The following is a 14,965-nucleotide window of genomic DNA, read 5'->3' on the forward strand; positions in this document are numbered from 1 at the left end:
ATTTAATAGGTTGCCCGCCCACCGGATAAATCAAACGCCGCCCCGCTGTTAAAGGTACAGGCGCTGGAACTGAGCCACATCGCCATCTGCGCCACCTCCTCCACGGTACCTAACCGCCCCTGGGGCGATTTGGCGATCATGGTGGCTACATGCTCCGCTGTCATTTGCGCCAGCAGCGGCGTTTCAATCGCGGCGGGCGTAATACAATTTACCCGCAAGCCGCTTTGCGCATGCTCTTTTGCCAGTGACTTGGTCAGGGCGATAACGCCGGCTTTCGCCGCGCTATACGCCGACGCGTTGGGCGTGCCCTCTTTCCCGGCCAGTGAGGCAAGATTGACCAGCCAACTTTGCGGCTGCTCCAATAATAACGGCACAAAGGTGCGACAGACTTCAAAAGTGCCGTTCAGGTTGACGTCGACAATTTGCCGCCAGATAGCCGGATCGTAATCAATCAGCGGCATGGTTGGCCCGGCGAAACCGGCGCAGTGGATCAGGGTGTCCAGCCTGCCGCTGGTTTGCAGGATGGTATCGCGTGCGGCAATCAACGACGCCGGTTGGGTAATATCCAGCGGCAACTGGAAACCGTCGCGCGCCGGGTAATGCACATCCAGTAGCCAGACCTGCGCCCCCGCCTGTTGGAATCGCGCGCTGATCGCCTCGCCAATGCCGCGCGCCGCGCCAGTCACCGCCACCACGCGGCCAGAAAAATCATACTGCGGAAAACCATTGTTCAAATGCATGTTCTTCTCCGGGAATTTGCCGTCAGCAAAACGCGGAAAAGCGGGCTACACCAGTTGCTTCTGGATCGCCGCCACGCAGGCGCGGATCGCGCCGATGGCTTCATCGGCCTGCAGGGCGTCAAACCGGTACGTCGGCATACTCACGCTGATACATCCCACCGCCTGCTGGCCGCTGTTGATGATCGCGCTCCCGTAGCAGCAGATATCCAGCTCGTTTTCCTGGATATCCTGCGAATAACCGCGCTCGCGGGTGCGATTGATCTCGTCAGTGATGCCCGCCCGGTCAGTGATCGTATGCTGCGTGAACGATGTTGGCGTGATTTTCGCCAGCATCTGCTCAACCTGGTAAGCGCTGTGCGCCGCCAGCCACGCTTTCCCAACAGAACTGGAAAACAGGCTCACCCGCGTCCCGATCCGCGAGGCCATCCGCACCGTGCGATTGGCTTCCAGCTTATCGATGTAGACCATCTCCAGACCATCGGGGATGGCGAGGTGGACGGTTTCATCGAGCCGGTCGCGCAGTTGCTCTATGTGCGGTCTGGCAATTTGCCGCAGATCATTTGTCTCCAGGCTGCGCCAGGCCAGACTCACCAGGCGCGGCCCTAAGCTTAGGGTGTCGTTATCGTGCCGAAGCATCCCCTCCACCACCAGCGCCTCGACAATGCGATGCACGGTGGGGCGCGGCATAGCCAGTTGCCGCGCCAGGCCGCTGATATTCAGTTGGCCTGGGGTATCGGATACGGCCTGCAACACCCGCATAAACTTCTGAAATGCGGCGGTTCCGGGTACAGCGTGCGTGTTTTCCATCGTCTCTTTTCGGGTTATACGGTCAGGTATCCTCCATCCACGGCCAGAATTGCGCCGGTAATAAAGGATGCCGCCGGGCTGCACAGGAAGGTGACGGCCTGGGCCACATCTTCCGGCGTCCCCCAGCGTTTTAGCGGGGTGCGAGAGAGGATCGGCCCGGCGCGTTCAGCATCATCCTGCAACGCCTGGGTTAATGGGGTGGCAATCCAGCCAGGGGCGACCGCGTTAACGCGGATCTGCTCGTCGGCATAAGCAATCGCCAGGGATTTGGTCAGCTGCATCACACCGCCTTTACTGGCGCTGTAGCCGGGCACCAGCCCGCCGCCAAAAAAGCTCAGCATCGAAGCGGTATTCACGATGCAGCCCGCGCTCTGCGCAAGCTTTGGCCGGGCGATGGCGCAGCAACGCAGCGTACCGTTCAGGTTGATATCAATGACATCCTCAAAGGTATCAATCTGATGCTCGGCACCGCGCTTAATCACGCCGGCGCAGTTGACGAGGATATCAAGCCGCGGCAGATCATCAACAATATGCTGAATCTGTGTGGCGTTGCGCACATCCAACTCACGGATCGCGATGCCCTGCGGCAGATTATGGCATTCGCTGTTGACCCCGGCGGCAATCACGGTCGCTCCTAATTGTGACAACTGCGTGGCGATGCCCGCACCGATCCCGGACGTCCCTCCGGTGACCAGCGCGGTTTTACCGGCGAAAAGCTCAGCGTGAAACGTCATAGTTATTGGCCTCCTGGTGAATGTCGCTGGCGGTGCTGTCATCCGGCAGCGGTTTTCTGACTAATACGAAGTAAACGGCGGCGGCGAGCACGGCGATGCCGGCGCTGACCAGCAGCGCGTTGTCGTACACCCCGGTGCGCTCCACAATAGCCCCCGTGATAATGGGCGCGAGGGATCCGCCGAAATAGCCGCCGCAGTTCTGGATGCTGCCGAGAGACGCCACCTGGCGCTTCGGCACGATCACCGTCGCCATGGTCCAGCAGGCGGCGCTCGCCAGGTTAATAAAGAACATCGCCAGGCAGATATAGCCCACCGCAAGCGTGGTGCTGGTGGTGAAAATCGCCGGTACGGTAAACGCCGCGCCGCCCAGCAGCCCCAGGCATACCGGCCATTTGCGGCTGTTGATCACGCTGATGCCGCGGTTGGCTAACATGTCCACCACCCGCCCGGCGACCACCATGCCGACCATGCCGAAAATATACGGGATCGCCACCACCCAGCCGGTACGCGCCAGCGACAATCCGCGCGCATGTTCCAGATAGCCCGGCAGCCAGGTCAGATACAGCCACACCATGTAAATCACGCCCATAAACCCGAGCAGCATCCCCCAGGTGGTGGCGTGTGTGAACAGCCCACGCCACTCGCGCCCGGTGATTTTCTTCTCGGTATCGGTAAAGCGTTCGCCCGCGTCGAGGTACTGTTTATCCTCCGGGGTTAGCGTCACTTCATTACGGTTGCGATAAATCAGATACCAGCCGATAGCCAGCATCACGCCGAGGATACCGGTGATGATAAACATCCAGCGCCAGCCGACGGTGAGCATAATGACCGTCAGCAGCGGCGGCGCGATGCACGGGCCGATACAGCTGGAGGCGACGAAAATCCCGGTGGGTGTGCCGCGCTCCTTCAGGTTGTACCATTCGCTGATCACCTTCGCGCCCGCCGGGAACAGCGGCGCTTCCGCCACGCCCAGCACCGCGCGAGAAACCAGGAAAGTGCTCAGGGAGTTGACCATCCCGCAGGCGGCCTGCGCCACCGACCAGAAAAACATGCCGAAACCCAGCATCATGCGCGCGCCGAAGCGATCGAGCAGCGCACCTACCGGAAGCTGGGAGAAAGCATAAGCCAGGGAAAACGCCGACAGCAGCCAGCCCATCTCGGTGGGCGTTATGTGCATCTCTTCGCGGATGGTGGTATTGGCGATGGAGAGCGCGCTGCGGTCGATGTAGTTGATAACGCCGGCAATCGTCAGAAACAGGATCGCAACCAACTGAATGCGCGCCACGCGTTGAGTTTTAGGTACAGAAGTCATAGCGATGTCTCTTTAATTATTATCTGCAGGTGAAAGGACAGACAGCTATCGGATAAATTGGTCGACGTAATCCGCACCCAGGCCGCATTCGGCGTAGTGCTTACGACACATGTCGATTTTGGTGAACACGTCTTCAAACCCGGCGTGGTTTCCCCAGGGATCGACGTAATACATGCAGCCGTGCACCTGGAACAGGGTGATCATCTCCTCCACGCCTTCATCCACCACCAGGGTATGGGTCTCTCCCGGCGGCTCGAACGCGTAAGCGCCTTCGGTGGCTTCCCAGTCGTGCTCCAGATAACGCCAGCGCCCTTTAAGTACGAAGGCATGTACCGGCCCCGGATGACGGTGGCGGCTCAGCACGCCGGATTTGCGCACACGCAGCAGGTTCATCCAGTACCCGCCGGAGCGGCTCAGACACAGGGGACGAAACCAGACGTTGTCTGCCTGCGGCACCCATATCCGCTCGTCGCTGGGGATCGCGCCAGGCACCACCAGATCCGGGATCATCTCTTTCGGTTGGTCAAACTGATACGGCATTCGGCGCAGGGTTTCTGCATCAGTAGTTTGTGTGTTATGACTCATTGCACCCTCTTGTTCACATTGTGGACATGTAATCCATGATATGGATGAAGAAGGTATACGCTTAAAAACGCAGCGATCCACAAAGCACGTCCAGAAGTGTGCTTTAAATCACCAAATTGATACATCTCGGCAACATTGCCGCAACTCAATCCGCCATGATGGTTAAAATGAAACGAGGTTCTGAAAAAGAGAGACATGCATTCCAGAGATGGCAATTGACGCTTGCGCGGCGTGATGGGCCACATACACTTTTAGCGAGAACCGATAATTACACGCTTTGCTTGCCCTTACCTTTGCCCTTTAACGCAGGAGTCTGATGATGAGTACCCCACTGTTTCACGGCGTTATCCCCCCTGTTGCTACCCTGTTCGATAACGAAGGCCGCTTTTCACCGACAGAACAAGCAAGGCTGATTGAACGCCTGGTCGCCAGCGATATCGACGGGCTATTCTTTCTCGGCAGCGCCGGGGAGTTCGCCCATATGTCTGATGCGCTGCGCCAGGAGATTGCCGAGTTTTGCGTGAAGCAGGTAGCGGGACGAAAGCCGGTATTGATCGGTATTGGCCATTCCGGCACCCAGCAGGCGATTGAGTTGGGGTTACATGCCCAGCGCTGTGGCGCTGACGGCGTGGTGGCGATTAATCCGTTTTACAATCCGCTGAGCGAAAGCAATCTGATTGCCCACTATCAGCGCATCAGCAAAGCCCTGGAGTTGCCGGTATTGCTATATAACTTCCCGGCCCTGACCGGGCAGTCGCTGCCGGTGCCGGTGATTGTCGAACTGGCGAAAAGCTGCCCGAATATCGTCGGTCTGAAGGATACCGTGGATACGCTGTCGCATATCCGTGAAACCCTGGCGGCGATGAAACCGGTACGGCCTGATTTTGCGGTATTTGCCGGTTACGATGAGTACCTGTTCGGCACACTGATTTTAGGGGGTGATGGCTGTATCCCGGCCAGCGCGAACTTTGCGCCACAACTGACCTGCGGGATCCTCAAAGCGTACCGCGAACAGGATTACGCCACGGCGGTGGAGCTTCAGCAACGCCTGTCGCTGATCCCACCGCTGTACGGCATCGATTTGCCGTTCTATAACGCCATCAAATACGCGTTGCAGCTGACCGGGCTGGATATTTCCTGCAACAGCCTGCCGCCCGCCTCGCCGCTGACGGATGAAATGAAAGGGCAGATTAACACTATCCTTCAACAAAGCGGCGTCATTTAAGCTGCCGCTGACGCCTCAGGGCAGCTGGATATTGCTCTCCGCCAGGCTGCCCATCTCGCTGTAAATCGCGCAGGCGGCATCCACCAGATGCATCGCCAGCGCCGCGCCGCTGCCCTCCCCAAGGCGCATCCCCATATGCAGATACGGCTCCAGCCCCAGCGCATTTAAGGCAATGGTCGCGCCCTTTTCCGCCGAGAAATGCGACGGGATCAGATAAGGTTTTACCCCAGGCGCGATGTTGCAGGCGGCCAGCGCCGCCGCGTAGGAGAGAAAGCCGTCCAGCACCACCGGCAAACCGCAGCGCGCCGCGCCCAGGATCGCACCGGTCATCCCTAACAGGTCAAATCCGCCCACTTTTGCCAACACGTCCACACCGTCGCTGGCATCCGGCTGGTTTACCGCAATCGCCTGCTGTACTACCGCCACTTTATGGGCGATTTTTTCCGGCGGGAAGTTGGCGCCCAGGCCTACCACGTCCGCAGGAGAGGCATCCGCCAGTACGCTGACCATTGCCGCCGCCGGGGTGGTATTCGCCATGCCAAGTTCACCCACGCCAAACACCTTGACGCCCCGCTCCGCCAGTTCGCAGGTATGAGTAATCACGCTGACCAGCAATGCGTTCGCCACCTGGCGCGACATCGCCGGCTCCCGGGCGATATTACCGCTGCCGCGCGCCACTTTCAGGCTGAAAATTCCCGGCAGCGGCTCGCTGTCAATGCCGATATCAATCACATGCACATCCGCCTCCGCCTGCTTCGCCAGCACGCACACGCCGGTATTGTGACGCAGCATATTCATCGCCTGGATGGCGGTAACGGCTTTCGGCGAAATGGTGACCTGTTCGTCATAAACGCCGTGATCGGCGCACATCACCAGAATGGCTTTTTTAACCTTTTGCGGCTTGCCGTAAAACCCCGGCATCCCGGCCAACTGCACCGCGAGACTTTCCAGCCGACCCAGGCTACCCGGCGGCTTTAACAGGCCATCAAGATGGGTTTGCGCCTGACGCATGGCGTTATCGTCAAGAGGAGGGATCGCGTTAATCAGTGAGGCCAGTGTTTGCATGTGTGTGCTCGTTATAAAAGGGCAATGAGAAACAGGAGTTCGCCAAGTTCAATGGCTGCGCCAAGGGTGTCGCCAGTCTGGCCGCGCAGGGTGCGTTTGATGGCGAAACCGATGAGGGCAATGGCGACGGCGGCAATAAGCCAGGCCAGCAGGCCGCCGCCGGGCAGTAATATCAGGCACAGCAGCGCGCTGGTCGCCAGCGTCATGGCGGTTTGCGCCAGCGTGATTTTGCCAATAAAGATATTGCCGAGGCCATTGTCACGAGCGTAGCGCTGGCGATACATCAGCAACACCACCGCGCCGCGCCCCACTACGCTTGCCAGAATCAACACTGGTAGCATCGAATAGCCGCGCAACGCCAGTTCGTTGACCACCAGCACTTTCGCCAGCAAAACAAAAATCAGCCCCAACCCGCCATGAGTGCCAAGGCGGCTGTCACGCATGATTTCAAGCTTTTTCTCGCGAATACGGGCGGAAAAGAGTCCGTCGCAGGTATCCGCCAGGCCATCCAGATGAAAGCCGCCGGTCAGCAGCGCCAGCGCCAGTACGTAAAACAACGCGGCCAGCGGTGTGCCGCACCAGGGTGCGAGTAGCATAAACACCGCAGCGGCAATCGCGCCGAGCACCATGCCCACCCACGGGAAAAACACGATGCCGCGCGAATACTGATCTAACTCCAGCCCCTGCGACCAGCGGTAAGGCACCGGCAGGCGGCTCATAAATGCGAGTGTGGCAAAAAAAGTCCGTATCATTTTTTCTCCAGGATGGCTGAAAGCTTAAAACACGAGATAAAGCAGGCTGAACAACATCAGCGCCAGCAGCGACGCAACCTGCATCAGGCGAATCGTCGCCGGGATGTCGTCAACGCTCACATCGCGCGTCGCATCGCCGATCCAGGGTTTCTCTACCCGTTCGCCAAAATAATCGTTGGGTCCGCCAAGCCTAATCCCCAGTGCGCCAGCTACCGTGGCTTCTGGCCAGGCGCAGTTGGGGCTGCTGTGATTGCGCCGGTCGCGCCAGCCAATGTGCAGCGCGGATCTGTAATCATTGCCGCAGAGCTTTGCCGCCAGCGCCAGCAGCAGCCAGCTTATACGCGCTGGAATAAAATTAGCGATGTCATCCATACGCGCCGACACCATGCCTATCGCCCGGTATTTTTGGTGTTTATAACCGACCATGGAGTCGAGGGTGTTTACCGCTTTGTAGGCCATGGCCAACGGCGCGCCGCCCAGCAGCAGGAAAAACAACGGCGCAATCACGCCGTCCACGCTGTTTTCAGCCACGGTTTCCACCACCGCGCGGGTGATTTGCGGCGGCTGGAGTTGAGAGGTATCGCGCCCGACGATCCATGACAGTTTTTCACGGCTTTGCGCCAGATCGCCCGCCCGCAGCGGTTTTTCCACTTCGCGCGCGGCATCGCCCAGACAACGCCCGGCCAGCAGGGTGTAGATCATCCAGATTTCCAGCGCCACGCCCAGCCATGCATGAAGCCCATAAGCCAGCGCCAGAACGGCCCAAGCCGCCGCCCAGGTTGCGCCTACTACAGTAAGCCACAGTAACGCGCCGCCCAGCTTCAGGGACAGATCGCTACGGCAGACGCGGCGAACAGCGCGCTGCACCCGATTAATAAAATTGCCGATGACGCGGACAGGATGCGGCCAGTGCTGCGGATCGCCAAGCCAACAATCGAGCAGCCAGGCTGCCCACCAGATGAAAAGCGTCATCAGGATTTCCCGTCGCGCCAGTGGTAAATGAGTAAAAAAGTTGGGTTTACGTTGCCCGGAGCCATGGGATACACGCCCCGGTTGACTTACGCAGAATGAAAAACGGCGGCATAGATCACTCTGGCCGCCGTCTTACTGAATCATTCTTTGATTTCAGGTACTTTCAGTTCGCCCATGACTTTGAGCTTTTTGGAGATCTCACGACGCTCTTTAGACAGCTCGGCGTTTTTGATGATGTAGTCATCCACGCGATCTTCATAGTCGGTTTTCATGCTGGCGATGATGCCCTGAATGGCTTCAATGCTCATGCCTGGCTTGATGTAATCGCTCAGGTTATCGAGCAGCAGCACGCGTTTCTGGTTGTCACGGATCTTCTTCTCTACGTCCTGAATTTCGCGTTGCAGTTTGTTTTTACGACGAAACAAACGCACGAACTCCAGAACGTCCTGGAATGAAGGTTTGCCATTTTCCATATTTACACCCCTGATAATTGAGACTCTGATTCGTTCACAAGCCGCAGCGTCAAACATAACTGGCAACGGCTGCGCATGACAACGGTTAATACCCTACCCTAATAATACGCTGAATTCCTGCTGAATCGAAACCAGCAATATATCCATGCTGTTTCGTATGGTTTTTATTTACGCAATGCCCGGCAGATCAGGTGCGATAACAGCTCCAGTTGCCGCGCCAGTTCCAGGCTAAGCCACACGTAGCCGTGAATCGAGGTTTCATGCAGTGCGCTGCCCTCATCCTGGCGCATCATCTGGCGCAATTCGCCGACGATTTCCGCAAGCTTCGCGTTATTGGCTGCAACCGGCGAGGGGTTACCTTCGTACAACGCCTTCGACAGCGCCGCCAGGGTATGGTGGGTCATCTGCTGGGTTTCCCGCAGAGTATGGGCGTTAATCATCACAAAATGGCTTTCCCGCGTCGCCCAGTGGGCATTGAGCTGTAGCTCCAGGGTACAAACCAGATTGCGGCTGACGGTCTGGATCGCCTCAAACACTGATTTCTGGATATGGGTTTCTTTACTGGCAGGCGCAATCAGGGCGCGCATTTTCACCACGTCGCTCAGCATGGCGTGCAGCGATTTATCAAGCCGGGGCCGTTCCACCAGGTTCGGCGAAAAACCCGCCTGGGAAAGCCGGGTAAAAGTATGCGCGAACGTCGCCATCTGGATGCGCCAGTGAATGAATGCGCGCTGAGGGTAAATGCTGGTAAACAGCATCGCCAGCAGCGATCCAAGAATGACGTCGCCGCTGCGCCACAGGGCGATTTGCAGATCCCCCGCCGGCGCCCCCACCACCACGGAAAGCGTAATACCAATCAGCAACGCCTGGTAAGGCCGTTTGCCAAGCGTAAGGTAGCCGCAGATAAACATCGCCAGCGCGCACCACAGCAGCATAATCGGCAGGGAAATCAGCTCCAGTTTAAGGGCGATCAACCCCACCGATGCGCCAAAAATCGTCCCGCCGATGCGCTCAAAGGCGCGCGGCACCACGTTGCCCCAAAACGAGATCGGCCCCATCACCACCACCAGGGTAATCAGCGGCCAAGTACCTTCCGGCACATTCAGCAGGCGGACCAGTAAAAAAGTCAGCGTGAAAGCCAGCGCGATACGCACACCGTGTACCAGGCGGTAATGACGATAGAGCCGAATTTCGAAAGGGCTTAATGATTTATCAGGACGCACACCGGCTCTCCGCATGAAAAAACCCGCATTGTACCGGGATTTTGCCGCCAGGTATTAACCCATCCGATCAAGCGCGCCGTTATTGCGGCAAATAACGGCGACGTAAAGCCCGCTCAGAGCGAGTTACTCGTGTTTAGGCTCAACCGGCACGTACATATGGATGTCCCAGTAGCCATCCTTCGCGCCGTCATTCAGGTAAATTTCGAAGCAGGGTTTAGGGGCGATTTGGTACTTCACGTCTTCCAGCAGGCTATTGAAAAACAGCCGCCAGGGCGTTTCGAAATCGTGGTTTTCAACGCGCGCTTGCGCCACCGCGTATTGCCCGCCCGCCACTTCGGTTGCCATCACGCCTTCACTGTTGGCCGGGATGGCAAAATTTTCCGGTACGGTGACGGCGGTATCACAGCGTAGTTTCTCTGCGGGCACCATGTCCGGGTTATCGTAATAAACGGCAATCCACTCCAGCGGCTGGATTTGGTTGCCATCCACCCACATCATCAATTGCTCAAACCCCTGAGGAACGGTTTTATCCCAGGGGCCAACTAAATGAAACCCGGCAATACGACGGGTTTCGGCTTGTTGAATCTGATAATCCATGATCGTTCCTCGCTGTTAAATAACTGTATATGCAAACAGTAGTATACGTGTTGCACCGGCGCACTAAAGCATAGAATGCTTAATTTGCGAGCGCGCTCGCGGAAAAGTCAGTTTCAGCCTGCGAGGGGGGTAAGCGACTGTTAATAAACTAAAGTTTATGATGCAGATAATCGCTAAACCGCGAGGAGATGCCGCCTTTTCCCACTGCCTTCAGCGTCACCAGCGGCCAGTGGGCCACCAGCTTATCGCGGTCATAAAGTTCAATCTCCCCTACCCGCTGCTGCGCCGCCAACGGCGCTGATAACTCCGGCTTATCCAGTACGTATTTGGCTTTGATATTCGCCACTTCGGACTTCGGCAGGCTGAGCCAGAAATCGCGGTCGGTGCCCACTTCAACGTTTTCGACGTCGCCGTACCAGATACGCTCGGTGCCGACTTTTTTACCCTTATGGAGGATTTGCACGGTGTCAAACTGGCTTTGCCCCCAGTGCAGCAGCTTGCGGGCCTGCTCTTCACGGCCTTTCGGGCTATCCGCGCCCATCACCACGGCGATTAACCGACGTTGGCCCTCTACGCTGGAGGCGATCAGGTTAAACCCGGCACCAGAGGTATGCCCGGTCTTCAGACCGTCCACGTTCAGGTTTTTATCCCACAGCAGGCCGTTGCGGTTCTGCTGGGTGATGCCGTTCCAGGTGAGACTGCGCTCGCCGTACATATGATAAAACGACGGTTCGCCGTGGATAATAGCGCGCGACAGCACCGCGAGATCATACGCGGAACTGTGCTGGCCCGGCGCGTCAAGGCCGTGCACGGTTTCGAAGTGAGTGTCGTGCAGATTCAGCCTGTGAGCATAGTCATTCATCATTTTGACAAACGGCGCTTCGCCGCCCGCGATGTAATCCGCCAGCGCCACGCAGGCGTCGTTACCGGAGTCAACGATCAGCCCACGGCTCAGATCGTGGACCGTGACGCGATCCCCGGCCTTTAAAAACATCAGCGACGAACCGGCGAATACCGGATTGCCATACGCCGATGCATCTGCGCCAACGGTGACCACATCATCTGGCGTGATACGACGACTGTCGATGGCGCGATCCACCACATAGCCGGTCATCAGTTTGGTGAGGCTTGCCGGGTTGCGCTGCTGATGCTCATTGCCTGCCGTTAAAATCTGGCCGGTGGTGTAATCCATTAATACCCATGCTCCAGCTTGCACCTGCGGGGGCACGGGGGTGACGGCGAAAGTGGGTTCTGCATGGGCGTTTGCACACAGAAAAGCGAGCAAAGAAGCGGCAATCAGGCGGGTTTTCAACAGCATATCCTCGTTTGTGTTTTTTGTTCGCGCCTGTTTTACGGAACTTCGTATGTAAACGCATTCATTAATTGCAAAAAAGTATGACACTGAACACATTTATCGGAGTAATACGTAGCCGCCAGGACGAAAAACCACCGTGATTTTCTTCTGAATAGGCAGCCAATCGTTTACCATAACCGCCAGTTTTTGACCCCTTCAGGATGGTGACCGGTGACTGATTCCGCAGCACAGCCGACTTTTCTTTTCCATGATTACGAAACCTTCGGCACCCGCCCGGCGCTGGACCGCCCGGCGCAGTTCGCCGCGATACGTACCGATATGGACTTCAATATCATCGGCGAGCCTGAGGTGTTTTATTGCAAACCGGCCGATGACTATCTGCCACAGCCGGAAGCGGTACTGATTACCGGCATCACGCCCCAGATCGCGGCAGCGCGCGGTACCCACGAAGCTGATTTCGCGAAACGCATCCATGATTTGTTCACCGTGCCGAACACCTGCGTGGTGGGTTACAACAATGTGCGCTTTGACGATGAAGTAACGCGCAACGTTTTTTACCGCAACTTCTACGACCCTTATGCCTGGAGCTGGCAGAACCATAATTCGCGCTGGGATTTGCTGGACGTGATGCGCGCCTGCTACGCCCTGCGACCGGAAGGCATCAACTGGCCGGAAAACGACGACGGGTTGCCGAGCTTTCGCCTGGAGCATCTTACCGTTGCTAATGGTATTGAGCATGCTAACGCCCACGACGCGATGGCGGATGTGTACGCCACTATTGCCATGGCGAAGCTGGTGAAGACCCAACAGCCGCGACTCTTTCAGTACCTGTTCAGCCACCGCAATAAGCAAAAGCTGGCGACGCTGATTGATATCCCGCAGATGAAGCCCCTGGTGCATGTTTCCGGTATGTTCGGGGCGTTTCGCGGCAACACCAGTTGGATTGCGCCGCTGGCGTGGCATCCGGAAAACCGCAACGCGGTGATTATGGTGGATTTAGCGGGTGATATGACGCCGTTGCTGGAGCTGGACGCCGATGCGCTGCGCGAGCGCCTGTATACCGCTAAAAACGCGTTAGGTGATGACGCGGCAGTGCCAATTAAACTGGTTCATCTGAATAAATGCCCGGTGCTGGCCCAGGCCAATACGCTGCGCCCGGAAGATGCCGACCGGTTGGGCATTGACCGCCAGCGTTGCCTGGATAACCTGAAAATCCTGCGCGAGCGCCCGGACGTGCGTGAAAAAGTGGTGGCCCTGTACGCTGACGCCGAGCCGTTTGTGCCGTCAGAAGATGTGGATGCCCAGCTGTATAACGGCTTTTTCAGCGACGCCGATCGTGCCGCGATGCGTATTATCCTGCAAACCGACCCGCAGAACCTGCCGGCGCTGGATATCAGCTTCGTGGATAAGCGCATTGAGAAACTGCTGTTTAACTACCGGGCGCGTAATTTCCCCGGCACGCTGGACCACGAAGAGCAGCAGCGCTGGCTGCGCCATCGTCAGGCGCGCTTTACGCAGGAATATTTGCAGAGCTACGCCCAGCAGCTGGAGATGTTGTACGGCCAGTATGAAGGGGATAAAGAGAAAATCGCCCTATTGAAGGCGTTATATCAGTACGTTCAGGACATACTGTAAGCTAAAAAAATGGCTCCCGAGGGAGCCATTTTTGTTTGCGCATTACTGCGGAATATCTTCGTACTGCGGAACCGGGTTACGGAAGCTTTTGGTGACACAGGCCAGGTAAACCAGGCCGATGCCCGCCCAAATCAGGCCCAGCACCATGGAGCTCTCTTCGAGGTTAATCCACAACGCGCCAACGGTCAGCGCGCCGCACACCGGCAGCACCAGGTAGTTGAAGTGGTCCTTCAGCGTTTTGTTGCGCTTCTCGCGGATCCAGAACTGGGAGATCACCGACAGGTTAACGAAAGTGAACGCCACCAACGCACCGAAGTTAATCAGCGCAGTCGCGGTCACCAGGTCAAAATTGATCGCCAGCAGGGCAATCGCCCCCACCAGCAGCACGTTCCACGCCGGGGTGCGCCATTTCGGATGCACATAACCGAAGAAACGGGTCGGGAACACGCCGTCGCGGCCCATCACGTACATCAGACGGGAAACGCCTGCATGCGCCGCCATACCGGAGGCCAGTACGGTGATGGTGGAGAACACCAACACGCCGAACTGGAAGGTTTTACCCGCTACGTACAGCATAATTTCCGGCTGGGACGCGTCAGGATCTTTGAAGCGCGAAATGTCCGGGAAATAGAGCTGCAGGAAGTAGGACGCGCAGATAAAGATCAGACCGCCGATCAGCGCCGTCAGGAAGATAGCTTTCGGGATCACGCGCTCGGCGTCTTTGGTCTCTTCCGACAGCGAGCTGATGCCGTCAAAGCCGAGGAATGAGAAGCACAGAATGGTCGCGCCGGTAATCATCGGCACCACGTGCGCGCCTTCGCTCCAGAACGGACGGGTGCTGGTCAGGGTGCCCGCGCCTTCGCCGTGCGCCACGCCGTAAACGATCAGACCAATAATCACTGCGACAATACCCATCTGCAAAATAACGATCAGGGTATTGAAGTTGGCCACGCTCTTAATGCTGCGCAGGTTGGAGATGGTCATAAAGGCCACCAGCGCCACCACGAAAATCCATGACGGAACGGAAGGCACCAGCGCTTCGAAGTAAATTTTCGCCAGCAGAATGTTGATCATCGGCATGAACAGGTAGTCCAGCAGAGATGACCAGCCCACCATAAAGCCAACGGTCGGGCTGATGGATTTCTGGGCGTAGGTGTAGGCCGAGCCGGCAGACGGGAAGCGCTTAACCAGCTTACCGTAGCTCAGCGCGGTAAACAGGATAGCGACCAGCGCAAAGGCGTAAGCCGTTGCGACGTGACCGTCAGTGAGGCCCGATACGATACCGAACGTATCAAACAGCGTCATCGGCTGCATATAGGCAAGGCCCATCATGACAACCGGAATCAACGTAAGCGTTTTACGTAATTCCACGCGAGAGGTGTTTGGAGTAGCGTTATGCGACATGGTCATCCCCCATTACGGCGAATGCCGTCGCAAAAGCAAAAAATTGCCCCATTTTTTGGTTTCCTCAGCGACAACAACTGTCGATTTTTAGTAAGTATCTATCCGGTACGAAGCCCGGCCTCTTTG

The 14,965-nt window shown here is 57.3% G+C and carries 16 protein-coding genes; 2 read left to right on the top strand and 14 right to left on the bottom strand.

All coding sequences use genetic code 11. The features are described from left to right. Positions 1–2: 2 nt before the first annotated feature. From FHW74_RS12630 to FHW74_RS12650, 5 genes are read right to left on the bottom strand one after another with little or no spacing between them, the layout of a single operon-like run. Positions 3–740 (bottom strand): SDR family NAD(P)-dependent oxidoreductase, encoded by a 738-nt coding sequence (locus tag FHW74_RS12630; RefSeq protein ID WP_183170763.1) that lies wholly within the window; start codon positions 738–740, stop codon positions 3–5. 45 nt (positions 741–785) lie between these two features. After that, positions 786–1,547, bottom strand: coding sequence for an IclR family transcriptional regulator (locus FHW74_RS12635; protein ID WP_183170764.1), 762 nt, complete (start codon positions 1,545–1,547; stop codon positions 786–788). A gap of 14 nt (positions 1,548–1,561) precedes the next feature. Continuing rightward, on the bottom strand, positions 1,562–2,281 hold the full coding sequence (locus FHW74_RS12640) for an SDR family NAD(P)-dependent oxidoreductase (protein ID WP_183170765.1): 720 nt from the start codon (positions 2,279–2,281) through the stop codon (positions 1,562–1,564). Then, on the bottom strand, positions 2,265–3,593 hold the full coding sequence (locus tag FHW74_RS12645; RefSeq protein WP_183170766.1) for an MFS transporter: 1,329 nt from the start codon (positions 3,591–3,593) through the stop codon (positions 2,265–2,267). Before FHW74_RS12645 ends, FHW74_RS12640 begins: the two co-directional genes overlap by 17 nt. Positions 3,594–3,638: 45 nt before the next feature. Beyond that, positions 3,639–4,178, bottom strand: a complete 540-nt coding sequence (locus FHW74_RS12650) for a 2,4'-dihydroxyacetophenone dioxygenase family protein (RefSeq protein WP_183170768.1) — start codon at positions 4,176–4,178, stop codon at positions 3,639–3,641. Positions 4,179–4,497: 319 nt separating this feature from the next. Between FHW74_RS12650 and FHW74_RS12655 the strand changes: the two genes are divergently transcribed. Beyond that, a complete protein-coding gene (locus tag FHW74_RS12655; RefSeq protein WP_183170769.1) occupies positions 4,498–5,403 on the top strand; it encodes a dihydrodipicolinate synthase family protein in 906 nt (301 codons plus the stop codon). Between the two features lie 15 nt (positions 5,404–5,418). Here FHW74_RS12655 and cobT read toward each other — a convergent pair whose 3' ends face one another. The 7 genes from cobT to dacD all read right to left on the bottom strand — a co-directional run bounded on the left by cobT (position 5,419) and on the right by dacD (position 11,797). Next, positions 5,419–6,468: a nicotinate-nucleotide--dimethylbenzimidazole phosphoribosyltransferase gene (gene cobT, locus FHW74_RS12660; protein WP_183170771.1), complete on the bottom strand. Its 1,050-nt coding sequence runs from the start codon at positions 6,466–6,468 to the stop codon at positions 5,419–5,421. 11 nt (positions 6,469–6,479) lie between these two features. Further along, positions 6,480–7,220 carry an adenosylcobinamide-GDP ribazoletransferase gene (gene cobS / locus FHW74_RS12665; protein WP_183170772.1) on the bottom strand — a complete coding sequence of 247 codons (741 nt, stop codon included), beginning with the start codon at positions 7,218–7,220 and terminating at the stop codon, positions 6,480–6,482. 24 nt (positions 7,221–7,244) lie between these two features. Continuing rightward, complete coding sequence (cbiB, locus tag FHW74_RS12670) at positions 7,245–8,192, bottom strand: adenosylcobinamide-phosphate synthase CbiB (protein WP_183170775.1); 948 nt, start codon at positions 8,190–8,192, stop codon at positions 7,245–7,247. A gap of 140 nt (positions 8,193–8,332) precedes the next feature. Beyond that, a complete protein-coding gene (locus tag FHW74_RS12675) occupies positions 8,333–8,665 on the bottom strand; it encodes a DUF496 family protein (protein WP_183170776.1) in 333 nt (110 codons plus the stop codon). Between the two features lie 164 nt (positions 8,666–8,829). Beyond that, complete coding sequence (locus FHW74_RS12680; protein WP_183170777.1) at positions 8,830–9,888, bottom strand: FUSC family protein; 1,059 nt, start codon at positions 9,886–9,888, stop codon at positions 8,830–8,832. A 123-nt stretch (positions 9,889–10,011) separates the two neighbouring features. Next, the gene (gene sbmC / locus FHW74_RS12685; protein WP_183170778.1) at positions 10,012–10,485 is read right to left on the bottom strand and encodes a DNA gyrase inhibitor SbmC; all 474 of its coding nucleotides are present in this window, start codon (positions 10,483–10,485) and stop codon (positions 10,012–10,014) included. A 148-nt stretch (positions 10,486–10,633) separates the two neighbouring features. Then, positions 10,634–11,797, bottom strand: coding sequence for a serine-type D-Ala-D-Ala carboxypeptidase DacD (gene dacD, locus FHW74_RS12690; RefSeq protein WP_255459914.1), 1,164 nt, complete (start codon positions 11,795–11,797; stop codon positions 10,634–10,636). A gap of 213 nt (positions 11,798–12,010) precedes the next feature. Here dacD and sbcB point away from each other — a divergent pair, with 213 nt between their 5' ends. After that, positions 12,011–13,435 (top strand): exodeoxyribonuclease I, encoded by a 1,425-nt coding sequence (gene sbcB, locus FHW74_RS12695; RefSeq protein WP_183170781.1) that lies wholly within the window; start codon positions 12,011–12,013, stop codon positions 13,433–13,435. A 42-nt stretch (positions 13,436–13,477) separates the two neighbouring features. Here sbcB and FHW74_RS12700 read toward each other — a convergent pair whose 3' ends face one another. After that, the gene (locus tag FHW74_RS12700; protein WP_183170783.1) at positions 13,478–14,839 is read right to left on the bottom strand and encodes an APC family permease; all 1,362 of its coding nucleotides are present in this window, start codon (positions 14,837–14,839) and stop codon (positions 13,478–13,480) included. After that, positions 14,829–14,891 carry a membrane protein YoeI gene (gene yoeI, locus FHW74_RS23025; protein ID WP_125292509.1) on the bottom strand — a complete coding sequence of 21 codons (63 nt, stop codon included), beginning with the start codon at positions 14,889–14,891 and terminating at the stop codon, positions 14,829–14,831. Before yoeI ends, FHW74_RS12700 begins: the two co-directional genes overlap by 11 nt. Between the last annotated feature and the right edge of the window lie 74 nt (positions 14,892–14,965).

This window comes from Atlantibacter sp. RC6 (assembly GCF_014193285.1).
Taxonomy (GTDB): domain Bacteria; phylum Pseudomonadota; class Gammaproteobacteria; order Enterobacterales; family Enterobacteriaceae; genus Atlantibacter.